The organism is Bacteroides mucinivorans (assembly GCF_034654355.2).
Classification (GTDB): domain Bacteria; phylum Bacteroidota; class Bacteroidia; order Bacteroidales; family Bacteroidaceae; genus Bacteroides; species Bacteroides nordii.
In genome coordinates this window covers 5,395,146-5,420,257 of the sequence record NZ_CP178179.1, presented here as the reverse complement: position 1 = coordinate 5,420,257, position 25,112 = coordinate 5,395,146, and the positions used below count along the sequence as shown (strand labels likewise).

Annotated in this window: 13 protein-coding genes; 4 read left to right on the top strand and 9 right to left on the bottom strand. The window is 39.1% G+C overall.

The annotated features are described in order from the left end of the window. Positions 1 to 16 precede the first annotated feature (16 nt). Positions 17 to 2,080 (bottom strand): beta-L-arabinofuranosidase domain-containing protein, encoded by a 2,064-nt coding sequence (locus VCM39_RS20520; RefSeq protein WP_322933851.1) that lies wholly within the window; start codon positions 2,078 to 2,080, stop codon positions 17 to 19. A 285-nt stretch (positions 2,081 to 2,365) separates the two neighbouring features. Between VCM39_RS20520 and VCM39_RS20515 the strand changes: the two genes are divergently transcribed. Beyond that, positions 2,366 to 3,838, top strand: a complete 1,473-nt coding sequence (locus VCM39_RS20515; RefSeq protein WP_323674034.1) for a glycoside hydrolase family 125 protein — start codon at positions 2,366 to 2,368, stop codon at positions 3,836 to 3,838. Positions 3,839 to 3,851: 13 nt separating this feature from the next. Further along, the gene (locus tag VCM39_RS20510) at positions 3,852 to 4,979 is read left to right on the top strand and encodes an aldose epimerase family protein (protein WP_289291621.1); all 1,128 of its coding nucleotides are present in this window, start codon (positions 3,852 to 3,854) and stop codon (positions 4,977 to 4,979) included. A 3-nt stretch (positions 4,980 to 4,982) separates the two neighbouring features. On the opposite strand, the gene VCM39_RS20505 is transcribed toward VCM39_RS20510, so the two are convergent. Together VCM39_RS20505 and VCM39_RS20500 are read right to left on the bottom strand one after the other, a co-directional pair. Then, on the bottom strand, positions 4,983 to 6,110 hold the full coding sequence (locus VCM39_RS20505) for an ATP-binding protein (RefSeq protein ID WP_323674035.1): 1,128 nt from the start codon (positions 6,108 to 6,110) through the stop codon (positions 4,983 to 4,985). Positions 6,111 to 6,291: 181 nt separating this feature from the next. After that, positions 6,292 to 7,359 (bottom strand): M20 family metallo-hydrolase, encoded by a 1,068-nt coding sequence (locus tag VCM39_RS20500; RefSeq protein WP_289291599.1) that lies wholly within the window; start codon positions 7,357 to 7,359, stop codon positions 6,292 to 6,294. 89 nt (positions 7,360 to 7,448) lie between these two features. Between VCM39_RS20500 and VCM39_RS20495 the strand changes: the two genes are divergently transcribed. Further along, positions 7,449 to 9,254, top strand: coding sequence for an AMP-dependent synthetase/ligase (locus VCM39_RS20495; RefSeq protein WP_322933847.1), 1,806 nt, complete (start codon positions 7,449 to 7,451; stop codon positions 9,252 to 9,254). A 65-nt stretch (positions 9,255 to 9,319) separates the two neighbouring features. Here the strand turns inward: VCM39_RS20495 and VCM39_RS20490 are convergent, their stop codons facing one another. The 6 genes from VCM39_RS20490 to VCM39_RS20465 form a co-directional block, all read right to left on the bottom strand. After that, entirely contained in the window at positions 9,320 to 10,459 is a 1,140-nt protein-coding gene (locus VCM39_RS20490) for an SGNH/GDSL hydrolase family protein (RefSeq protein WP_289291602.1), read from the bottom strand. Position 10,460: 1 nt separating this feature from the next. Then, on the bottom strand, positions 10,461 to 11,519 hold the full coding sequence (locus VCM39_RS20485) for a glycoside hydrolase family 130 protein (protein WP_221650736.1): 1,059 nt from the start codon (positions 11,517 to 11,519) through the stop codon (positions 10,461 to 10,463). Between the two features lie 99 nt (positions 11,520 to 11,618). Further along, positions 11,619 to 15,668, bottom strand: coding sequence for a two-component regulator propeller domain-containing protein (locus tag VCM39_RS20480; RefSeq protein WP_322933846.1), 4,050 nt, complete (start codon positions 15,666 to 15,668; stop codon positions 11,619 to 11,621). Between the two features lie 95 nt (positions 15,669 to 15,763). After that, complete coding sequence (locus VCM39_RS20475) at positions 15,764 to 18,031, bottom strand: GH92 family glycosyl hydrolase (RefSeq protein ID WP_221650734.1); 2,268 nt, start codon at positions 18,029 to 18,031, stop codon at positions 15,764 to 15,766. Between the two features lie 28 nt (positions 18,032 to 18,059). Further along, a complete protein-coding gene (locus VCM39_RS20470; RefSeq protein WP_221650733.1) occupies positions 18,060 to 20,864 on the bottom strand; it encodes a hypothetical protein in 2,805 nt (934 codons plus the stop codon). Between the two features lie 127 nt (positions 20,865 to 20,991). Next, positions 20,992 to 21,717: a T9SS type A sorting domain-containing protein gene (locus VCM39_RS20465; RefSeq protein WP_221650732.1), complete on the bottom strand. Its 726-nt coding sequence runs from the start codon at positions 21,715 to 21,717 to the stop codon at positions 20,992 to 20,994. A 214-nt stretch (positions 21,718 to 21,931) separates the two neighbouring features. On the opposite strand from VCM39_RS20465, the gene VCM39_RS20460 reads away from it, so the two are divergent. Beyond that, on the top strand, positions 21,932 to 25,105 hold the full coding sequence (locus tag VCM39_RS20460) for a SusC/RagA family TonB-linked outer membrane protein (protein WP_221650731.1): 3,174 nt from the start codon (positions 21,932 to 21,934) through the stop codon (positions 25,103 to 25,105). Positions 25,106 to 25,112 lie beyond the last annotated feature (7 nt).

Genomic DNA, 25,112 nt, shown 5'->3' with positions numbered 1-25,112 from the left:
TTAGTTTATTAGGGTTTTACTCTTTTAGGTTTGGGAAAGCAGAGATTCTTAACCGGGCAGCGCCCATTGGTATAAGTGTTATCTCTTCTTTGGCGGCTTTAGGAGCATCTATCTCAGGCAGTACACCACAAAGTCCGTATTTGTCTAATGTCCAGGAAGGTACTTGACGGCCGGTTGCTTTTACTTCCAGTGGGACACTGGCGGTTGTAAACGGAAAGTCATCCGACGGCCATTCTTTATGTATGACTTTGAAGTTCTTCAAAGGATCTTTAGAATCAAGCACCAGTGCGTAGTTCCACGGACTTTTCGAGAATATTTCATAGGAAGGCCATTTCTCCGAATCTGCCCCTTCCTGCCAGCGGGAGTCGTATATTGCGGTAGCGCGGCTGTCTTTCTTAACATACTCTTCATCTATTTTCAGTGATAGGGTAAGAGGACCATAATTTACACTGACGCTGTTCTTATTTGCCTGCCAGGTACGTATCGCGAGTTGCATCGGTAGCTTTAGGTTTACTTTGTCTCCGTCTTTCCAAATACGGTTGATACATACATATTTCCCCGGAGTCGGATCAATATTTACTTTCTTCCCATTAATTGCAACTTCTGCTTGATTACTCCATGAAGGTATGCGCAGATAGAGTGGGAATTTAGTTTCTTTTGACGTATTGACAGTAAAATCAATCTCTTCTCCAAACGGATAGTTTGTTTGTTCATCGATCGTTATTTCCTGGCCATTGGCCACTTTTAGAGTTGCTTTACAAGCTGCATACAACCCAATGGCGGCACCGTTATCAGGGGTTGCCAATACAAGATATTCACTGTAGTAAGGCCAGCCTTGTGCATGATTGTGCTGACAGCAACGGCTGCTGAATGGGTTCATGGCAAGAAAAGGTCCGCTATTATCAATACCCGGATGATGATTTTGGGCATCACTGACTGTATGATTCGGACAAGTGAGATATCGTAATGCCTTAAAATCAGGCATTACAGCGGCCGGGTATGTGTTGAAAGCCACTTCTTCACAATGTTCAGCCCAGAAAGGGTCACCTGTGATGCAAAGCATTATTTCATCAGAAGCCATTTGCTCTACCATTCCACAAGTTTCTACTCCTTGCCGGGGATCGATATAGCCCATGCGTGCGTTTTCATCGGCTCCGAACATACCTCCCGGAACTTGTCCGAAAGTACGGCGAATCAGATTGTGCGCATTGTAAGAGGCTTGTAAAAAGGCGGAGTCACCACTTAATACGTAGTAGCTTGCCGGTTCGCGAAAACATTGTGCAACATTTACATTATGCCAGTTTGGTAAGGTGGATGGACGTGTCCAGTCAGCCGTATTTCTATGAATTTTTTCAGCAAGTTCCAGCAGGAAGCTCTCTCCGGTACGGTTATATAGCCAGTAGACACTTAATAAGTTATCTCCTCCTCTACTGTTTTCCCAGTAATCTTCCAGAAACTGATCATCCGGCAAAGCCAGTTGCCATTTAAAGTAATTAGTCATGAGGCTGATCACCCTTTCGTCCTGTGTATATTCGTAATAAGATTGTAAACACCAGAGCATTATCATCTGTGCCCAAAGTTCCGGCTTGCCGTTCTTTGTGTTTGCCGGGCCGAAGAATCCATTGGCTTGTTGGCTGTCAAAGGCTCCCTCGATCCATATCCGGGTTTCATCAATCATTTTTTGATCTTTCAGGATATAGGCCAGGTTGCCATATCCTTTCAGCCAATAGGGGACCTCCTCCCAACCATGATCGCCTCCATTGGTGAGCCAGGCATTATTTTCTTTACCCAGCCAGGCACTGATTTCTCCTAAATGTCCGGTCAGACCGTTTTTCTGTAATTCCAGATACTTCTTTACCCATCCCTCCGGTTGAATACTTCCTACCGGAAGCTTTATAAAGTTTGAGGATTTCAATGGAGAACGGTTTCCGATATAATTCACATTTGTCTGTGTATAGTCCGGCCGGTCCTTCATGGAGATTTCTTCTTGTCGCGTTTCTTTGGATACGCATGATATTAGTGTGCCTGCCAAAATCAATGCACCGATGAAAAATTGTGTAAGTCTTGTGACGGTATTCATGTTTTTCTTTATAGGTTTCGTTATACAAATATGCAAGAAAACGAAGACAAATGTATGAAATAAATCATTCAATAAATCGCAGATATTGCCCAATGGCATTTCTTGTTACTCTTTTGGCAGAATAGGATACTTTTTTGCTACGTATTTACCATTTAAGCGCTTTTGTATTTGCCCGAAAAGGCCTTTCTTTGTAATATATAAAAGATACGTATTGCTATGAAATGCCATAGTCATTACTTTTCTGTTTTACAGGATTGAATAAATAACTAACTTTAATTACAGATTATGACACTAAAACACTCGATGAAACTGATTGGCAGCTGTACGGTTACAGCTACTTTACTTTTGGCCTCTCCGGCTTTTGCATTTGCATCCGGAAACAATTTGTCTGAACATGTCTGTGCAACAGACGCTATTCAGAAAGACAACCGTCCTAAACCGGCTGAACGTCTTTTCCGTTCTCAGGCAGTAGAAAATGAAATTATCCGTTTACAGAAACTTCTGAAAAATGCCCGGCTTGCCTGGATGTTTACCAACTGCTTTCCGAATACGCTCGATACTACTGTACATTTTCGTGAAGGCGAAGATGGTAAACCCGACACCTTTGTTTATACAGGTGATATTCATGCCATGTGGTTGCGCGATTCCGGTGCACAAGTATGGCCTTACGTACAGCTTGCCAACTCCGATCCTGAGTTGAAACGTATGCTTGCCGGTGTCATCAACCGCCAGTTCAAGTGTATTATGATGGATCCTTATGCCAATGCTTTTAATGATGGTCCCGTAGGTGGACGCTGGATGAGTGACCTTACTGATATGAAACCTGAATTACACGAACGTAAATGGGAAATAGATTCGTTGTGCTATCCTTTACGTTTGGCTTATCACTACTGGCAGGTAACGGGTGATGCCAGTATTTTCGATGAAGAGTGGATACAGGCTATCACCAACATCCTGCGTACTTTCAAAGAACAGCAACGTAAAGATGGAGTTGGTCCTTACAAGTTTGAACGTAAAACGAATCGTGCATTAGATACGATGACCAATAACGGGCTGGGAAATCCGGTGAAGCCGGTAGGGCTGATTGCTTCTGCCTTCCGTCCCTCTGATGATGCTACCACACTGCAATTCCTTGTACCTTCCAATTTCTTTGCTGTATCTTCGCTTCGTAAGGCAGCCGAGATATTGCAAACGGTCAATAAGAAGCCGGAATTGGCAAAAGAATGCAAAGATCTTGCCAACGAAGTGGAAGCAGCTCTAAAGAAATATGCAGTCTATAAGCACCCTAAATATGGTAAGATATATGCCTTTGAAGTAGATGGATTTGGTAATCACCTGTTGATGGACGATGCCAATGTACCCAGCCTGATAGCTATGCCTTATCTGGGAGATGTCAATGTGAATGATCCTGTTTATCAAAATACCCGTCGTTTTGTGTGGAGTGAGGATAATCCTTATTTCTTTAAAGGTAAGGCAGGTGTGGGTATAGGTGGCCCTCATATTGGTTACGATATGATATGGCCGATGAGTATTATGATGAAAGCTTTCACAAGTAAGAATGATGCAGAAATAAAGAGTTGTATCAAGATGTTGATGAATACTGATGCGGGTACAGGTTTTATGCATGAATCATTTCATAAGGATGATCCGAAGAACTTTACCCGTGCCTGGTTTGCCTGGCAGAATACTCTTTTGGGAGAGTTGATTCTTAAACTTGTGAATGAGGGGAAAACAGACCTATTAAACAGTATAGAATAATTAAGGAAGAATGATGAAGAAAATTTCAGTGTGGACACTTTGTGCCCTTTTGTTGGCAGGTTGTGCCACTAATGAGAAAACAACCGGATCCGGTTTATTGCAGAGCAATTTCCAAACCGAAGTGGATGGTAAAAAGACTGATTTGTATGTACTTCGCAATGCTAACAACATGGAAGTATGTGTGACGAATTTCGGCGGACGTATTGTTTCTGTTATGGTACCCGATAAAGAGGGAATTATGCGGGATGTAGTTCTTGGGTTTGATTCGATACAGGATTATATTACGATACCTTCGGACTTCGGAGCTTCTATCGGGCGTTATGCCAATCGTATCAATCAGGGACGATTCATGTTGGATAGTGTGGAATATATTCTGCCTCGCAACAACTACGGACATTGCTTGCATGGCGGTCCAAAGGGATTCCAGTACCAAGTATATGATGCCCGGCAGATTGGTCCGCAGGAGCTTGAGCTGACCTATCTTGCCAAAGATGGTGAAGAAGGATTTCCCGGTAATATTACCTGCAAGGTGCTGATGACATTGACGGATGATAATGCCATTGATATTCGCTACGAGGCAGAAACGGATAAGCCTACTATCGTTAACATGACCAACCATTCTTATTTCAATCTGGATGGAGATGCTGGCAGCAATGCGGAACATTTGCTTACGATTGATGCCGATTACTATACCCCGGTGGATAGTACCTTTATGACCTCCGGCGAGATTGTTCCGGTAGAAGATACTCCAATGGATTTTCGTTCGCCGGTTGCCGTAGGGACCCGGATCAACAACTTTGATTTTGTGCAGTTAAAGAATGGAAACGGTTATGATCATAACTGGGTATTGAATACAAAAGGGGATATTACCCGCAAGTGTGCTACCCTTCAATCTCCAAAGACGGGTATCATCCTGGATGTTTATACTAACGAGCCCGGTATACAGGTTTATGCTGGTAACTTCCTGGATGGGACAGTGAAAGGTAAGAAAGGGATTGTATACAATCAACGTGCTTCCGTTTGTCTTGAAACACAGAAGTATCCGGATACTCCGAATAAACCCGAATGGCCTTCGGCAGTACTACGTCCCGGCGAGAAATACAATAGTCATTGTATCTTTAAATTCTCAGTAGATAAATAGCGATCAGATAATCTCGCTCTTCAGCCATTTACCCATAAAGCGGTCGTAAACGATGTAGCCTTTTGAGGTCTTATACAACAATTCTTTGTTGAGTAACGATTTCAAGGCTACATTTACGCTACTGGGTGCTTTCAGGTTGTATTTCTTAATAAATTCGCTTGAATTGACACTTTGCGCACAGCCCTCCATGGCAACGGCTTTCAACAGATTTACTTGATTGTTGGTTAGTAATACCAGATTATTTTGATATACTGATTCTTGCTCTTCCAGAATATTACTCACAGTTTGGTCTACCCTCTCCTTATTAATAGTTTTATAGCTTGTTTCGTAGAGCCTGTTCAGAATTGTTTGTATATACCAGGTATGTCCGTCTTCCAGATCATAAATGTAAGAAAATATCTCTTTCGGGAGTTCTCTTTCTGCTTTTTCGAAGAATCTCGAAGCAAACTGATAATAAGTTTCTTCCGGAATCTCTTTCAGGACCATCATTTGAGTACTTTGGTAGAAAGGTCGCTTGCCCGAAGTGAACATTTCCTCCATGACATGCTTCTTACTACCGGAAAAAATGAAATGTACATTAGGTATAAACTGAATGTAAGATCGTAACAGTGCTTCTACTTCCTTTTCCGGATATTCTGTTATCTGCTGAAACTCATCAATGGCAAGATAACAACGTTTCCCGGAGTCTTTTATATAGTCGAATATCTCTTTTAATGTTTGCTCTGATTGTTCCGGTAGAAAATCGAGTGTTACGGTTGGTGTTCCGGTCCTCTCATCTGCACTGATTACCGGGCGGCAACTTTTAAAGAAAGACATCAGCTTTCTGAGTGCACTCTGTGACAATGTATCCAACTCTCCCAGCACTGTCTTTGCCAATAATTGGACGAATGCTTTTAAGTCACGGGTAGAGTAGATGTCCATATAAAAGCAGAATATTTTTTTTTCCTGCTCTGCCATATTGTGAAACACATTTTTGATAAGACCGGTTTTACCCATGCGTCGGGGAGCAATGAGGGTAAGGTTTCGCTCATTGTTCAAAGCCGATATGATCTTTTGAGTTTCAGTCTCTCTGTCGCAAAAGTATGCCGGGCTATGATAGCCGTAAACTAAAAAGGGATTATTCGGTTTCATCATAATTACATGTTTTACGTTACACATTTTGTGTAACGCAAAATACGTAATAAGTTTTTGGATACGCAACCTTTTCTCTTCCTTTATTCATTTTTCATTAGAATTAAAGAATGAAAAACACCTCAAGTAAATATCATTTGCATATATAAAGAGTATATCTTTATCCAAATCTAACTGATATTTAAAGACTTAATCCATCCAGCAATTCCAGATATAGCCCTATTGCCTCTTCCATCTCCTTTAACATCACATATTCGTCTGCTGTATGTGAACGGGATGAACGTCCCGGCCCTATTTTAACAGATGGAAACGGCATCAGTGCCTGATCTGAAAGAGTAGGGGAACCAAAAGGTGAACGCCCCAATTTGATGGCCTTTTGAACAAAAGGATGTTTCTCTTCGATACGTGAGGAGTTCAGACGGAAGGAACGTGCTTCAGCCTTACAGCTAATATGCTTTTGTATTTCAGCAAACAGTTCTTCGTTAGAGTATAACTCATTGCTTCGCACATCTACTACAAATGTACAGCGGTCCGGAATCACATTGTGCTGTGTGCCGGCATTGATCACTGTAACACTCATCTTGACCGGACCTAACAAAGGAGACTCCTTCTTGAAACGGTAGTCGCGAAACCAGGCAATGTCATCCAGTACTTTGTAAATAGCATTGTCACCTTCGTTGCGGGCCGCATGGCCTGCTTTTCCGGTGGCAGTGACATCCAGTACCATAAGACCTTTTTCGGCGATGGCAGGTTGCATTTCGGTGGGTTCGCCCACAATAGCAAACGAAATGGGAGGAAGACCTTTCAAAACACTCTCGATCCCTTCCTTACCGGATACCTCTTCTTCGCAGGAGGCAAGGTAAATAAGATTGTATGATTGCTCTGTTCTACATAGTTGCAGGAACACCTGTAATAACGTTACTACACTGGCACCGGCATCATTGCTACCTAGTCCGTAGAGCTTTCCGTTTTCTTCTCTCGGAGTGAAAGGATCTTTGCGCCAGCCGTTTACGGGCTTTACGGTATCAATGTGCGAGTTGAGCAGAATAGTGGGTTTCTTTAAATCAAACATCGGGCTAAGACACCAAACGTTGTTGCCCTTACGTCCGGTAGTCATGCCTTCTGCTTCAATGTAATTTTGCAGATAGTCAGCAGCCTGAGTTTCTTCACGGCTGATTGAGGGGATGGCTATAAGCGACTTAAGCAGGCTTACGGCCTCCGTTGTCAGATAAGATACGTCATATTTCATGGTGCAAACTTACTGATAATTATTGAAAAAGGCGATAGTTTCAAATAAAACTAATATCTTTGCCCTATATTTACTAACAACAAATAGATATGATTGAACATCATTTATCTGTCTTAGTTCATCGCCAAGCCCAAAAGTATGGCGATAAGACAGCTCTTCGATACCGTGATTACCAGACTGCACAATGGATTCCTATTTCCTGGAATCAGTTTTCAAAAACCGTAAAACAAGCCGCAAATTCTCTTGTTGCACTTGGTGTAGAGGAAGAAGAAAATATCGGTATTTTTTCGCAAAACAAGCCCGAATGTCTTTATGTGGATTTTGCAGCATTTGCTAACCGTGCAGTGACTGTTCCGCTTTACGCCACCAGTTCTCCGGCACAGGCGCAATACATTATTAATGATGCACAGATACGTTTCTTGTTTGTGGGCGAACAGTTTCAGTATGATGCTGCCTTTAGCATATTTGGCTTCTGTCCGTCGTTACAGCAGATTATTATTTTCGACCGTGATGTGGTGAAAGATCCCCGTGATGTGTCGTCTATTTATTTTGATGAGTTTTTGGCAATGGGTGAAGGATTACCCCATAATGATGTGGTGGAAGAGCGAACTTCACGTGCTTCAGAAGATGACTTGGCTAATATTCTCTATACTTCCGGTACAACGGGCGAGCCGAAAGGTGTAATGCTGCATCACTCTTGTTTCCTTGAAGCTTTCCGGATTCATGATATTCGCCTGGTGGACATGACGGATGAAGACATTTCTATGAACTTTCTGCCGTTGACTCATGTGTTTGAGAAAGCATGGAGTTATCTTTGCATCTATAAGGGGGTACAGATTTGTGTTAACCTTCGTCCTGCCGATATTCAGATGACAATTAAGGAGATCCGCCCCACATTGATGTGTAGCGTTCCCCGTTTCTGGGAGAAGGTGTATGCGGGTGTACAAGAAAAGATTGCCGAGACGACAGGTATCAAAAAAACATTGATGATGGATGCTATCCGTGTTGGCAGAATACACAATATTGACTATGTACGTCAGGGAAAGACTCCGCCGTTAATGCTTCATTTGAAATATAAGTTTTACGAGAAAACAATTTATTCATTGCTGAAGAAAACGATTGGTATTGAAAATGGTAATTTCTTTCCGACTGCCGGTGCAGCGGTACCCGATGAAATTTGTGAGTTCGTTCATTCTGTGGGTATTGATATGCTGGTAGGTTATGGATTGACAGAATCTACGGCTACCGTCTCTTGTACTTCCAAAACAGGTTATGATATTGGTTCGGTAGGCCAGGTGATGCCGGATGTAGAAGTGAAGATAGGAGAAGATAATGAGATTCTGTTGCGTGGAAAGACTATCACTAAAGGATATTATAAGAAGGCGGAGGCTACCGCAGCTACCATTGATGCTGATGGTTGGTTCCATACGGGTGACGCCGGATACTTTAAGAACGGGCAACTGTACCTGACGGAGCGTATCAAAGATTTGTTCAAGACATCCAATGGTAAGTACATTGCTCCGCAAGCTCTTGAAACGAAATTGGTCATTGACCGTTATATCGATCAGATTGCTATTATTGCCGATCAGCGTAAGTTTGTATCTGCGTTGATTGTTCCGGTATATGGCTTTGTGAAAGACTACGCCAAAGAGAAAGGTATTGAATATAAGGATATGGAAGAATTGTTGCAGCATCCTAAGATTGTAGGATTGTTCCGTGCCCGTATTGATACCTTGCAGCAACAATTTGCTAATTATGAACAGATAAAACGCTTTACACTCTTGCCCGAACCGTTCAGTATGGAAAAGGGTGAGTTGACAAATACATTGAAACTAAAACGTCCGGTGGTAGCCAAAAACTACAAAGAGATGATAGATAAGATGTACGAGGAGTAATTAGCAATCATAAAAAGAGAATCCCACTATCAGATTAAAATCCTGAAGTGGGATTTTAATTTTATCTATGGAACGATTTGGATGTTATGAAGAATGAATTCTTTACCGCTTTTGTCATCGTATTCAAAACTTATAATATGACTTTCACTCTTATCTGAGTCCAAGATAATTTCCGGATACATATAATTTCCCCAGCCATCTTTAAAGAATGTACTGAGCTTTTGCCGTTTACCATTATCAAGAGTAACATATACATTTGCAGCTTTTTGAGAATTGATTGTTTTCTCAAACATAATTGTGATTATGGAGGCTTTGACTGTAAATTTCAGTGGTTTACCTTTATGAGTAGTGCGCCATCCTCTTGAGGTCAGTTCCCAATCCGGGTTGTCGATATGAGTAAACGGATATATACAGGCTTGTTCATATCTATTCAGGGTAAGTGGAACCGGTAGAGTTTTCTCGTTGAATATCTCCTCTAAAAAATGAGTGATTAAATTACTGATGATTTGATGTCCCCTGTCATTTGGGTGTACTTCATCTGAGGAAATTTCACTCCATACCATATTACCATTCTGTATTTCAGGATATAAAGCATCACGATAGCTGATATACGGAATGTGATAATGATTACAGACCTCTAAGTGATATTTCTGCCATGAGTTTCCTTGCATATCCATTAGTCCTAATGCAAGTATGGCAGGTTTGTTTTCTGATTTCAGAATCTTACGTATAAGTCCTTCATAGCTGGCTTTTGTTCTTGACTCGCCTTGATCGTTGACACTAAATTCTATAATAACAATGTCGGGTTTGCATGACAGTAAATCTTCGTCGGCTCTGTGTACACCAAAAAGTGAGTTAGTAGCTCCTATTCCTGCATTCATAAAATGTATTTCAGTTTGAGGAAACTTCTTACGAAACCATTGAACAACCAAAGGAGCATAGGCTGTTTGCTGAAAATCGGATGCGTTTGCTCCTGCAGTTATCGATCCGCCTATTACTCCAACAGTTAACTTCTTGTTTGCTTCAGCTCTTTTGAATATCTCTTGTATCGGTGCAGTTGTATAAGTATTTTTTATACTTCTTTGATACCACTCATCTCGCATGATGGCCGTATCTTGAGCAGTTACGGTGGCTGAGGATAGGTAGAAGTAAAATACCATCAATAGATTGTGAAAGTAAAGTGTACGTGCTTTATTGAAATTCATATTAATTACATTTGAGATTGTTTACGATTTCTGTGACTGACATTCGGGCATAACAAATGATCTCGTCGCTGGCACCGTAGTAAAGGTGTATGGTATCTCTCTCCAAATAATGTCCGTTTGAGAAAATGACTTCGCCGAAGAAACCTGTTTTCTCGTAAGGCTCTAATGGTTCCATGATTGGATGAATAGAACGTGAAAGAACAACAGAAGGATCGTTTAGATCGAGCAGCATGGCACCAAGACAGTATCTGTTATCATAGGTTGCTCCGTGGTAGATAACCAACCATCCTTCAGGAGTCTTTATAGGGGATGCACCGGCACCAATTCTTGCTTCGTCCCACATACCCGGGCGGGTTAATGCAATACATTTATGCTGCCCCCAATGAACCAAGTCGGGAGATTGCGCTATCCAAATATAATTTCCTCCTAATTCATGGCAACTGGGACGATGCAAGGCATAATGTGTGCCATTGATTTTTTCTTCAAAAAAAGCACAATCTTTATTATGAGGAGGGAATATCAGACCTTTACGATCGAAATGTTGCCAGTCTGTGGTTTGCATTAAACCGATACCGACGGCTACCGGGGATATGGCAGAATAGGTTAGATTGAACTTACCATCGATATATGATACACGGCAATCTTCGATTCCAAAACTCTCCAGTTGGCCTTCACCAAAAATGGGAGGGTAGTTTATATCTTCATAGAAATGAATATTGTCATCGCTGAATAATAATCGTTGGTAAGACAATGTGGTGAGATAATCCTGGCCCTTATAACGTATTACGCGCGGGTCTTTAGCATCAAGGTCCGGATCACTTTTTCTGAAGGTTATTTTTTCAAATTGTCCGTTGGAGTTTCTGATGATAGTGGATATTTCTCCGTCTGTTTGAATTGGCCTTTCGGCAACACGTAGTAACAAGCAGGTTTTGTTATTAAATCTAAATACTCCCGGGTTGAAAATACAAGCTATTTCCATACCCGGTATCATAGGGGCTAAATCCTGTGGTTTAATCAGTGGATTCAGTTCTGAGCGATAAGCTAAATCTGTCTTTCTCATTTCTTAGTATGTTTTTTTATGATAAAATTAAAAATCAAAACAAAGAAACGCCGCTTATCGGAAAACCTGGTATCGTAGGATTACAAAAGAGTATGATGCTTATTCATTCATAGCTTTTGAACCATGTTTTTTTCTATATTCTCCAGGAGTAAGATTAAATTGCTTGCTGAACTCATGATAAAAGTACGCTTTATTATTAAAACCACAATCAAACATTATTTCCTGTATTGTCTTGTTGGTCATCTTCAATAATTTCTCTACCTGATTCATTCTTATTTTCCGGATGAATTCAGTGGGGGTTTCTTCTTTTATCTCTTTCAGTTTACGGTAGAGCATTATTTTACTGATTCCCATTTCATTGGAAAGCATTTCGATTGATAGGTTTTCGTTGTCTATATTCTCAGAAACAATCCTGGTTAGTTTCAGGATAAATTCTTTTTCTTCTTTATGAACAGTTTTTCCTTCAATTTTTTCAATAGCTGATAAAGGAGAAGCATAGAAATCTTTTAAGCTTCTGCGGCTTGTGAGAAGACGGTCAATGGTTGTTTCAAGAAGCATTGAATTAAAAGGTTTTCCTACATAAGCATCTGCTCCGGTTTGTAATCCTTCAATTTGATTATCAATAGAGGTTCTGGAGGAGAGAAAAATTACTGGTATGTTGGCGGTTGTGTTTTTACTCTTTAAGTGATTGACAAATTCAATCCCATTCATTTCCGGCATTATGATGTCACTGATAATTAAATGGATACTGTTCTTTTCTACCATTTCTACGCCTTCTTTCCCATTAGAAGCAAACAATAAGCTATATTTATGTTTCAATAAGCCATATAATAAACTACTGATTTCTTTATCGTCTTCTACAATTAGGATTACTGTTTGAGACATGTTGTTAGTATCTGTATCTGTCAATTCTGTAATGTCTGTATACTCTGTATTTATGGGCGGTTCTTCTGTTACCAATGGAGGCATTGAGACCGGTTGTTTGTTTGTGAGTTCCAATGCCGGAAGAGATATGGTGAATTGAGTATAATCATTTAGTTCACTTTCCACTTCAATTGTACCTTTCAAAAGATCAGTTAAAGCTTTGCAGAGTGCCAATCCAATTCCATTCCTGTTTTCTCCTTGAGCCATTTGTTTTTCAAACTGATCAAGTATCTTGAATCTGTTGAATATGAGATGAATATCTTCTTTCTTAATTCCTTTCCCATTATTTTTGATTTGAAGGATAAGATGTTCATTAATTTGACTGATAGATAAATGGATATATCCATTTATTGGGGTGTATTTAAAAGCATTGGATATAATATTGAATACGATCTTTTCAAAGCAACTACGATCAGTGATCCATGTGTTGGTATCATCTTGTATCTGAATTGAAAACTGTATGTTTTTTTGTGCTGCGGTATTTGTGAAATAATCAGTTATGTATTTTACAAATTCATGTATATCAACAATTTCAGTTTGCAACTCTAAAAAACCAGTTTCTGCTTTACGAAATTCAATCAGTTCCTGAATGAGTTTTTGCATTCGTCCGGCATTAGAGTGTATTGTTCTAACATATCTCTTAGCCTCCGGTTCCAAATTTCTTATTTTTAGTAATTGCTCCGAAGGAACGAGAATCAAAGTTAACGAGTTACTGAATTCGTGTGCTATATTTGTGAAGAACCTAAGTTTGGCTTGATGAATTTCTTCCGTTTTAGTCTTCTCCAAATTGCTTAATTCTAATGTATGTTTCATTTGGATTCTATTTTTAACTACTGAATAGATAACAAATAGAATACTGATGGATGTAAGAAAATAGAAAAGATAAGCCCATTTACTCAGCCACCATGGTGGAAGTATACGGATCGGGATTTCATAGATATCCTCTGACCAGATTTTATTGGCATTGTTAAATCTGATTTTTAATATGTAGTCGTCCGATGGTAATTTATTGAGTACAATTAGCTGTGAAGTCCCCATTTGTATCCAGTTCTTTTCATAAGGTGCAAGTTTATATTCTATTTCACATTTCATACCTGATATGTAATCGATCGGAGTAAATTTAAACCCTATCAGATTTTCAGTATGGTTGAGCACAATCATTTTTTTTCCATTGATCTTTTTAGTAAATTTACGGATGTCAGCATTCTCATTATTAATAAGGAAATTATCGAAATTAAGCCGGGGAGAGAAAGTGGCTTCAGGAATACTTTGAGGATCAAATTTATTGTATCCATTAATACCGCCGAAAAACAAGTTGTTAGTGTAGGAAGACTTATAGGATGCACCATCAGAAAACTCGTTGTTTTGTAGTCCGTCGTTTTGATAGTAAGAAATGATTTTATCGTTATTTTTGGATAATTTGCCTAATCCTTTGTTTGTGCTGATCCATATATTACCATCATTGTCTGCTTGTATGCCATGTATCGTATTATTGGGCATACCATCTTTTTCGGTGTAATGTTTGAAAGATATCGTTCCCTTTTCGTCTTTTTGCATGAGATTAAGTCCGAGGCTGGTTCCTATCCATAGCTGATGATCAGGATCTTTATATAAAGTGATGATATCATTGTTGCTGATGGAGGACATTTCTTTTTCTGAAAAGCGATAGGTGGTAAAAGTATAGGTATGTGTGTCCAGATAATTGAGTCCTCCTCCCCGGGTACCAATCCATAAACCGTTATGATCATCAGGAATAATGGAGAAAATAACATTGTTACTAAGCCCTTTCTTATTATGATCCTGATAGATGAATTGTTTATATTCTGTGACCTCATAGGGAGTTTTTGATCGGTTTATAGTTAATTTATAGAGTCCGAATCCATTCGTACCTATCCATAGTGTATGATCATTCTGAATATAAATGGCGTAAACGGAAATGATATCAAGTTTCTCATTCATTTTCAGAGTATACAATTTTTTTGTTTTATAATCCCAATAATTTAGCCCTTTGCCATCTGTTCCTATCCAGCATATGTCATTTTCCTTTCCTGCTAACGCATAGACGGAGTTGTTGATCAGACCATTATTGGTCGTAAATTGTGCAAAAAGATTTTCGGTAGTATCATCTTGAAAGATATATAGGCCAGAGCCTTTGGTACCAATGAATAATTGTTTGTTTTGATTTTCCCAAAAACAGCGTACCGGACTGAGTCCATAAATAGATGAATTCTTTAATGAATAGGATGTGAACCGATTATTCTTTGGTGTGAGCATAATAACACCTTGTCCGTCTGTACCCACCCATAGTATATCTTGTGTCCCCTTATAAATAGAAAAAACAGGGATATCTTCTATAAGAGTTGTTATTTCATGGTTTGGGGCCTGGATGGAAAATAAGCCATTGGCTGTACCGATGATATAGCCGGTCTTTTCAAAAATAATAGAAGAGATGACTTTAGAGAAAGGTATTTCCGTTATTTTTGTTTCAGTCGGTATATCATAGATATTGATATGTCTGTTTTCATTTTGTTCCCATATCTGATTTGTGTATAGATTGTAAAAAACATCATGGGATGACTGGCTTAAGATGACCGGTTTTATATCTTTTATATCAGGCTTGTTTTTACTCCAGTCTAGATTGACTCTGTATAATGAATTGTTGTCAGTGAATAGCCATAAATTATCATCCTTATCAAAAAATAGCTTTTTCAAGGAGGTTTCTTTTAAGTTTCTTATAAGGATGAAATCCGACAGTTCTTCATCAAAATAATATAATCCAGTGTTGTATACTGAAGCTATAACTTTATTGTGGCTGTTTTTACAGATTAAAAAAGAGCGTTCTTTAAAGATGGTATTTTCTTTGTTATCATAGAAGAAAGATTGAAACCGCATAGCTTCCGGAGTGTATAGATTGATCCCGTTATCTGTAGTGATCCATAGCTTACCTTTGGTTGTTTCAATGATATCTCTGATTATATTATTAGTAATATTGCCAGGAACATTGGGGTTGGGTTTGAAGGTTTTGAATTCACGGCTATTATATAAATTCAAGCCATCCCATGTCCCAAACCACATTAAATTGTTGGAATCCTGGTAGATTACATTCACCGAACTGTTAGATAAGCCTTCATTATTGGTTAACCTGTTTATGACGACCGGAGAGACATCGGCATATGTATATACGGTAATGAGTAATAAAGTAAGTAGATATAATACTTTCTGCATGGTGTTTTTCTGTCTTAATTGGACAAAGTTATACGATCTGGCCTGATTCCATGTCTTAAAAAAACAGCAATGGTATTAAAAAATCATAATGGAACCTATTCGCCGGAAGGAGGAACGGACTCAGAAGAGCTCCCCCATTCCGGGTTTGCTCTGTTCCCCATTATAAGAATTAATTTTCCACCATTTTTTATTTCGTCATGGCTGAACCAAGCCTTATTCCACTTTTTACCGTTTAAAGTAGCCGATTGAATATATTTGTTTTCTTCAGAATTATTGAGAGCTTCTATTTCGAAAGTCTTTCCATTTTTTAAATCTATTTTTATAGACTGAAATAACGGGCTTCCGATATTGTAAACAGGAATTCCCGGCGTTACCGGATAAAATCCCATAGACGAGAATACAACAAAGGCTGATAAACCTCCTCCGTCTTCATCACCGGGAATTCCCATCAAGTCATTTCTGAACCATTGTTTGAGCAACTGTCTGATACGCTTTTGGGTCATCCAGGGCTTACCGGCATAATTATACAGATAAGGGATGTGGAGCGAAGGTTCATTTGCCATGGAAAATTGACCAACATTACCTGTATGATCCGGAAATTGATGATAAAACAGAAATTTTTCCATTCCAAGTGGTTCTGTGAATAAGTCGTCAAGATTGCGGATAAACTGCTCTTTTCCTCCCATTAATGTGATCAGGTCGGAAATACGATGAGCAACATCCCAACGATAAATCCATCCGTTATTTTCATCATAATATTCTCTTCCTCCTTGTCCTCCTGCATACCGATAATCAAACGGCATGATGAAATTACCATCTTTGTCCTTCGGATGGAAAAAAGAAGTCTCTTCATTAAATAGATTCCGGTAGTTGTAGGAAGCATTTAAGAAGTAGTTATAATCATCGTCAAAATTTAATTTCTTCGCTATTTGTGATAAGCACCAATCGTCATAGCAGGTACCTAAAGTGACGGCTACTGCCTGTCGCTTTTCAGTAGGGGAAACTTGTGCTACCGTCTCTTCTTGGTTCGGATGTAAAGCCGGGTAGTATCCTTTGGTCCTGTAGAATGTGTCTAATTCTGTGTAAGGTGCTTTTTGCCAAGGTAGAAGGGTCTTTTCGGTTAATGCCCCTTTGCTGGTTTTATAGGCAGTTTCCAGGTCAAAATTAGTAAGTCCTTTAATGTATGCATCCCAGAGAACGATTACTCCATGATTTCCATTCATCCGGTGGCTATCACCTGTGATTTCCGGAAATGTAGGTAACCAGAATTCTGGGGATTGCTCGGCCATACGGAGATAAGAGTGAATCATTGCCTGTTCCGCTTCCGGATCTATCAGAATACGTAATGGGTGGGCAGCCCGATAAGTATCCCAGATCCAATCGTCCGTATAGAAAGGAATTCCCTCATCGTTATGTATTTGATGGTCGAATGCACTGTAATATTTTCCTTCTTCCGATATATTGATCATTCGCTCGTATACTCTGTATAGGGAGGTATAGAAAACTATTTTATCGTTTTCATTTCCTCCCTTTACAGAGATACTACTTAAAGCCTTATTCCAGATATCCTTTCCTTTTTCGGCTACCTGATTAACATCAAAGGTTCTGATTTCTTTTCTTAGATTGCTTTTAGCTTGTTCGCTGCTAATAAAAGAAATTCCATATCTGATATTTATGGTTTGTGTTTCTTTATTATATTTCAGAACAGCAGATTTATTTTCACCGTTGATACTGCTTGCTCCATAATAGACGGATGTGCCGGATAGGAACCCGGTAGAGTGAGGCTTTTGTTCTGTCTCTAAATATAGGTATATTTTGGTTTGGCTATTATCAATTATCTGATACCCTTCTATATGACCTTCTTCATTGAACGTTAGCTTTCCGTTGCCTACATTCAATAAAATAAAATTAGCTTCTTTCCGGCTTTCTTCAAATTGTATGGTATAAATGGCTGACCGGTGTGAGGGTGCATAATCAACGTTGATTTTATTTTTATCAAGAAAAACAGTGTAACGGTAAGGAGTTATTTTTTCTTGATCGTATGAGTAATAGACTTCAGAACAGGCGTCGGATTCATTCCCTTGAAATGGATTGAGGTTGAACACGGAACTTCCTCTATGACTTGTAACGGCAATAGGCAGACCTTTAATCAATTCGGAGGTATAATTGGCTCTTTCAGGATATACTCTTAACATACTATTGGGCAGATGTACGGTCGGATAGGTTGGTACTAACAGATGACTGATGTTACCCATGTATGGGTTTACATAATCTACCGGAGTCTTAGTACTTTCGGAAGAACAACCGGATAATAGTATTGTAAAAAGGTAAGAGGCTATATAAAGAAGGGCTGGCTTGTTCATGATGTCTCGGTATTTTTGGATGGCTAATTTAATGAGTAACGATTACTTTATTAGAATATACTTCTCCAGGAAGGTGCAGGCAGATTAAGTAAGGTTGTGGGTGATAATTGTTTAAATAGTATCTTTTTTCGCTTTCTGTAGATACTTTTTGATTGGCGAGAATTGCTTGCAAACTGCCTTTCAAATCATATAGGTAAAGCGAGTAGATTTGATTTAGTGGAACATATATGCTAACAAACGGACTGGATGTGTAATTATTGGATATTTTCATTATTTCATCATTCACATTGTTTACTTTTATCTGACTTGGGTTCCCGTCTTTGTAGACGGGAACTGATTCTCCATAATTTGTCCGGATGATCCGGGGAGTATTTATATAGCTTCCACTGACGGAATAATTTCCTTCTGTATCACATTCTATATTAAGTACGTCGTTTCCGTAACGGATACCGCTGATTGTAGCTGCTTTTCGGAATAGATTCTGGATATAAGGTACTCCCATATCGTATCGAAAACCATTTTTGATCATTACGAAGTCAATTATCATACTGGCACCAAATAGAGAGGGGCGTACTCCTGTCGGATAAGGTGTATCAGTTGTTTCATACTGTTCGGAGAACCATCCTCCGGAACGGCAGATATCCCGGATACAGGCATCGATTACATTCTCGGCTTTTTTCGTTTTTTGATGTTCAAGTAATCCGTATAATGTATAGCTTACATCAGGATATTTGGGAAATCCCATACCCGAACCTCCAAAATTCTTTTTCGGATTGAAATTGAAAGAAAAAAGTGAATATAAACTTTCGAGATAATCTCCCGAAAGCAAATTCATGTGCAGACCGGATGTTACCCAATATGGATGCCCTTCAGATCTGCCTTGTGTGGAAAGATCGTAATACTGTGAAGGAAAAGTTGTTGGTGTACGCCAGAACCAGGGTAAACACTGATTATAGAATTCTTTCTGTTTGATTCTCCATTCATTTGCTGTTTGCTCATCACGGATTATTTCACTAATTTTGATCATATAATCAATATCAATAATAGCAGAGAAGGCAAATTCCGCATCTTTCTTATTTTTATCCGGATATGAATTATATATCCAATGTGGGTAAATCAGTCGCCAGTTTAGATATCTTTCTAATGGAGCATATATTTTTTCAAGACGTTCTTTGTCTTGGGTGGTTTGATAAAGTATCCAGGCTGTTTGGGCTTTTCTGGACGGAAGACTTTCACCCCCTATTACCCCATCTTTGTCAGTGAGTGACATGAGTCCTTCAAAAGCGTCCCAAGCCGTTTCCGGGTCAATGAAAGCATAGAACTGTATGCCAAAGAAACTCTCCCAAGTGGCACTATAAGGAGCCCGATCGTCCGATTCGTCCCACATGGATCCCTTACCTGTTACTACTTGTGGATAAGGAAAGTGTACCGGATCTGGTTCAAGGACATTTTGAGCTACGAATACCCAGGCGTTGTAATAATCTCTTCTGACTTGTTCGGCTGTTATACCATAATTATCTACAGTTTCGATAGAGAAGTTTGAAGGGCAGGGAACCTTTTTTAGGAAGTTGTTCCAAAACATCTTACGTTCGATATATTGAGTTTGCATATTATCCCCATTAAACGGAGCATTGATGCGATTGGTTATAGTAGAGGAATCTTCTTTGTCGTTACTATATGAGAAAGCGACAGCTGTTCTTAACTCATTCTTTTGAAGTGAATTAATATTGAATTTTACAGCCCAATAAGGGCCATATCCAGGATTGGGTGAACCGTTTATTTGAGATTTTAATTCAATTTTACTTTTGTAGAAGATGATTTCGGAAGGAGAAAATACATCAGATTTTACGGCAAATGAGAATGTACCATTATTGGTTTTCAGAATGTCATTGGTTACTGATATATCTTTACCTGCGTAATAACCAGCAAGTATAAAAGAACTATTATTGTTTGACGGATTAAATTTAATTTGTCGGGCGATGGTGTTCTTGTCGTAGAAGAAGTCGGTTCCGGTGAGAGTGGTTTCATCGGAATAAGTGGCTTTAAAGGGTAGTTCATTGGGTAACCATTCGGTTGAATAAGAGACTGCTTCTTCACAGGCCTCTTCGCCGTTTATGCCAATGAATCGCATGTCACTGAGTACAAAGTAAGAATTTAAACCGATAGCCCATAAGTTGAAAGAGATTCTTTGATTACCTTTCCAGGTAGTAAGTTCGCGTAAATCGTATTCAAAGGTTCCTGTACCGGATGCATCCGTTCGAAGGGTAACTTCTTCATTTTGGGTGTTTCTAATTTTTAGAGACCATTTTCCGGAAGCTTGTGGCATGTATAAAGTGAGTATTGGAGTCTTATCCAGATCAATAGAAATACGATTGGTGGTAGTTAGTGATTTATAGGAAGGATTTGCGTTACTGTTTACACTCATCTTGAGTCCTTCTTCGATAATCTCTAATTTAGAACCATTCTCAGGGTACCACTTTACTGTGCTGGTTAGATCGGCTTGCCAGCCGGTTTCTAAAGTAGAAGCAGACGATTGCCCTTTGTATCGATATAGGAATAAAGCATTATCTATACGCCGTTCGCCGATACGTTCCGTACTAAGATAACCGATGTTTAGCGGAAGTGAGGGATGGTTTGAAAAATCAGATGGAGTAGTTGAGGGAGTTGCATTATAAAAAGCAAAAGGATTTAGAACTAATCGTGATCCCGGGATACTTAAATCTCTGCTTTGATTCTTATCCGATTCACGGAGTTGTTCCGTGTCAGGTATTTGTGCACAAATACAGAACGGTAGAAATAAAATGAATAGAGAAGATAATACTTGTTTCTTCATGGTATTTTCATTATGAGGATTAAGAATTTACAAATTTATGATTATCTGCATCATATATATAGCCTGTTCTTATTTATAGTTTTTAGTCGGTTAATATGCGTGATTACAGATAATCATATTCTGAATTTTAATTAACAATTACTTTTGTTGTTTTCTCCCCGATTTTAACGAGATATAACCCTGTCGGAAGATCTATATCTTGTTTGCTATTAGCCGATATCATACTTTTTATTATAGCCCCGGTCGAACTAAAAATTGTAATAGCTTTATTTTCTACATTATTCAATACAAATCCTCCGGGTTTATTAATCAGTGTCGTAGGATTGAATGCTTGATTTAAACCGGTTCCGCCGTCTCCGTAAAAATGTAGATCACTGATTACTAATCTTTGTCCTTGTCCGATTACCCATAGATAAAGTTCAAAAGAAACTTCTCCACTGTCTTCTCCTAAAATAGAAGGTATGGTCCCCTCGAAGTTGAATTCTCCAAATTCAGAAGAGTCACCACCACCTGCTGTAGAACCAGTAAGTAGAGAGGCCTGATCCGGAAGATCGGGGGCAGCTATTTTAACATTCCATTGTGCGCCTTCATCTCCTTCGGTCGTAATACTGAAATTAGGGTATTTTTCCAGATCCAGGTCTATAATACGGATATACGTTTCTTGCCAGGCTGGTTCGGCTGCGGTCCAGACTTCGAGTACTAAATTACCTTCTTCTTCATAAATGTCCATGTTCTTGCCTTCCGACCATTCTTTGGGGTCCAGGCTAATAGGCTGAGTCTGTGCATTTACACTAATGATGAACGAGCTTGCCAGAAGTACTCCGGTTGTAAGTAGTAAATTTAAAGTTTTCATACGCATTGAATTAAATGATTAATAAATGTGTGGCAAATATAGGAGATTGGGGTTATTGCACAGGTCTGTTATTTTTTCATATTGTTATGCTAAATCTTTATTTCAGATATTATTGCGCTGTATACTCGTTTGCTAAATAAACATACTTTAAAGTATTGAATGGTTCTTATATTTGTGCCTCAATTAATCGTATTACTAATTAAAATCTACTATTATGTATTACCTGAAGTCTAATTACTACATCAGAGGTATTCTTTTCCTCAGATTACTTTTTATCTTTTGTTTTTTATGTGGTGTGGCCTTAGTACAGGCTCAAAATGCCGTTACCGTTAAAGGGACAGTAACATCTCCCGAAGGTGAACTGTTGATAGGAGTGTCAGTAACGGTAAAAGGTGACAAGAATATAGGTACGGTTACTGATATGGACGGGCATTTCCTATTGCGGGTACCCTCTGCAAAAACTACACTCCGGTTCTCTTATATTGGATATCGTGATTGTGATGTTGTGGTCGGAGATAATAAAGAGTTGCTGGTGGAAATGACAGAAGATATCCATTCATTGGATGAACTTGTGGTTGTAGGATATGGGACACAAAAGAAAGCTACTTTAACCGGAGCTGTTTCCTCAGTAAATAACAGTCAGATTATTACTTCTACCAACAGCAATCTGCAACAGAATATAGCAGGAAAAATGGCTGGTGTAAAAGTGATAACTAATTCAAGCGAACCAGGTGCTTTTAAATCACATATTGATATACGTGGAATGGGAGAACCGTTGGTTGTTATTGATGGGGTAGTAAGTGATATGGCAACTTTCAACCGACTATCTGCCAACGAAATAGAGAGTGTGTCGGCATTGAAAGATGCATCTGCTGCTGTATACGGAATGCGGGCCGGTAATGGTGTACTCCTGATTACAACTAAAAATGGGAAAACCACCGGGAAGGCTAAGATAGAATATTCCGGGACCTATGGGTGGTCTCATCAAACCGATTTACCGGAAATGATGAACGCATTTGAATGGGCTTCTATGATTAATGAAGTAGGATTAGCCCGATATGCTAATCCGAAAGGAACCTATACGCCAGAACAGTTGGAGTTATTTAGAAATACACCGGATTTTGATTTATATAGCCAATATATTAAAGATTTTGTACCCCAGACCAATCATACTATAGGTGTTTCCGGCAGTGTGGGAAAAAATCAGGAAGTGAACTATTTTATTAATGGGAGTTACTTTAATGAGGAAGGTATGTTTAAATCCGGATCAATGGATTATGAACGTTTTAATTTTCGGACAAATCTGACTGCGAAATTAGGTTATGGGTTAACGGCTAATGTAAATATCGGATATATTAAAGATGAGAAAAATGCACCTTTTCAGGATGCATGGAACCAGATAAAATGGATGTGGTTTACTCCTCCGGTAAATCGTGAAACGAATGAACCGTTGACAAGTATATATGCAAATGGTAATCCTGACTATCCGGCATATATGGGAGCTGAATTGAATCCTGTAATTAACTCTGATTCGGAAAATGGAGGCGGATATAAAAAGAACAAATCAGATCGTACTTCTATTCAGACCTCTCTCAATTGGGACATACCTTTTGTAAAAGGGCTAAGTGCTAAGTTTATGTATAACTATAGTCGTTATAATGCTCTTTATAAAGGATGGAATCCTGCATATACTTTATATACATACAAAGATGAACAATATATTCCCAAAACTTATATGTCACCCAGTACATTGGTGCAGGATGTGCATTGGGCAACTACTAATGGTTTACAACTATCTGTAAATTATAAAAGACAGTTTGGACAGCATACTATTGATGTTCTTGGACTTTTTGAACAGTCGCAGAATAGAACAGAGTATCAGGGAGCTCAACGTTATTATACATTTGATCTGGACGAACTGGCTGCTGGCAATAATGACAAGACACAGGTGATAGGTGCCTCATTTCCTGATATCATCAGGAGGCAAGGCTATGTGGGGCGGTTGAATTATAACTTTGCGGAAAGATATTTGTTAGAACTTGCTTTTCGTTACGATGGTTCTTCTATGTATACAGGAAGTGGGCAATTTGGATTATTTCCTGGTGGTTCCGTTGGCTGGCGTTTGTCGGAAGAATCCTTCTTTAAATCTATAAAAGCTTTATCATTTATTGATAATTTGAAGCTGAGAGCTTCTTACGGAGTTACAGCTGATGATGGGGTAGCTGCTTATCAATGGGTGTCTGGCTATACCTACCCCAGCGGTTACTATTATTTTGGAAACGATAAGATGAATGCTATTTCTGACAGGGGTGCAACAAATCCGAAATTAACCTGGATTGAAAATAAACTGATGAATTTCGGACTTGACTGGGACATGTGGAATGGATTATTTGGAGGAACTGTGGAAACTTTTGTCAGAAACAGGACTGGTATACCTGCCCGAAGAAATGCTTCTATACCGGGTGTGACAGGTATGGATTTGCCACAAGAGAATTTAAATAGTACACGTACTTCAGGTTGGGAGATAACTCTTACCCATAGTAATAAAATCGGAAGTGTAAAGTATGATTTTACCGGAAATTTTATGTATTCCAATACAAAGAATATATATACCGAGCGTGCTCCTTCATCCAGCTCTTATCGTAATTGGAGAGAGAATGTGAATAATCGTAATAGTGGTCTTTGGTGGGCTATGGAATGGGGAGGTGTTATAACACCCGGTATGGATATTTCTGCTTTGCCCAACGAAGAAGGTACCTTTCAGAATTCAATATTGACACCGGGAGACTTTTATCATACAGATCTGAATGGTGATGGTTATGTGGATGGAGAAGATATTTATCCTTTCTTCCATAAAGGTTATCCGAAAATTCAATATGGATTTACAATTAATCTGGAATGGAATAATTTTGATATAAATCTACATTTCATGGGTGCAGGTAAAAAGAATGTAGTATATAGCGAATTCCTTAAAACACCTTATGCATTTGACGGATCTGCCGGAGCTTTGAAATTTCATACCGATCGGTGGAGACAGGATGAATCCGGTAATTGGATTGCAGGAACTTATCCCCGTTACCGGGATAATTCATATTCTTTCAATTACCGGGATGATACCTGGCGTATTATGGATGCAAGCTATTTGAGACTGAAAAGCGTGGAGATCGGTTATACTATCCCTCAAAGATTGACTCGTAAGGCAGGTGTGTCACATGCCCGTATCTTTGCCAATGGCTTTAATCTGTTGACATTCTCTAAATTGAAGAATATGGATCCGGAATATCCCGGTTGGGATGTTGATAACCCTGAAACAGGTAGTGATACGAACTGGGGATATGTTTATCCAACTTCTCAGAATTTTAATATCGGATTGAACCTAACTTTCTAAAAAGCAA

Coding starts and splice junctions, on each gene's coding strand:
- VCM39_RS20520 (WP_322933851.1), bottom strand. CDS start 2,080: ATGAATACCGTCACAAGACTTACACAATTTTTCATCGGTGCATTGATT.
- VCM39_RS20515 (WP_323674034.1), top strand. CDS start 2,366: ATGACACTAAAACACTCGATGAAACTGATTGGCAGCTGTACGGTTACA.
- VCM39_RS20510 (WP_289291621.1), top strand. CDS start 3,852: ATGAAGAAAATTTCAGTGTGGACACTTTGTGCCCTTTTGTTGGCAGGT.
- VCM39_RS20505 (WP_323674035.1), bottom strand. CDS start 6,110: ATGAAACCGAATAATCCCTTTTTAGTTTACGGCTATCATAGCCCGGCA.
- VCM39_RS20500 (WP_289291599.1), bottom strand. CDS start 7,359: ATGAAATATGACGTATCTTATCTGACAACGGAGGCCGTAAGCCTGCTT.
- VCM39_RS20495 (WP_322933847.1), top strand. CDS start 7,449: ATGATTGAACATCATTTATCTGTCTTAGTTCATCGCCAAGCCCAAAAG.
- VCM39_RS20490 (WP_289291602.1), bottom strand. CDS start 10,459: ATGAATTTCAATAAAGCACGTACACTTTACTTTCACAATCTATTGATG.
- VCM39_RS20485 (WP_221650736.1), bottom strand. CDS start 11,519: ATGAGAAAGACAGATTTAGCTTATCGCTCAGAACTGAATCCACTGATT.
- VCM39_RS20480 (WP_322933846.1), bottom strand. CDS start 15,668: ATGCAGAAAGTATTATATCTACTTACTTTATTACTCATTACCGTATAT.
- VCM39_RS20475 (WP_221650734.1), bottom strand. CDS start 18,031: ATGAACAAGCCAGCCCTTCTTTATATAGCCTCTTACCTTTTTACAATA.
- VCM39_RS20470 (WP_221650733.1), bottom strand. CDS start 20,864: ATGAAGAAACAAGTATTATCTTCTCTATTCATTTTATTTCTACCGTTC.
- VCM39_RS20465 (WP_221650732.1), bottom strand. CDS start 21,717: ATGAAAACTTTAAATTTACTACTTACAACCGGAGTACTTCTGGCAAGC.
- VCM39_RS20460 (WP_221650731.1), top strand. CDS start 21,932: ATGTATTACCTGAAGTCTAATTACTACATCAGAGGTATTCTTTTCCTC.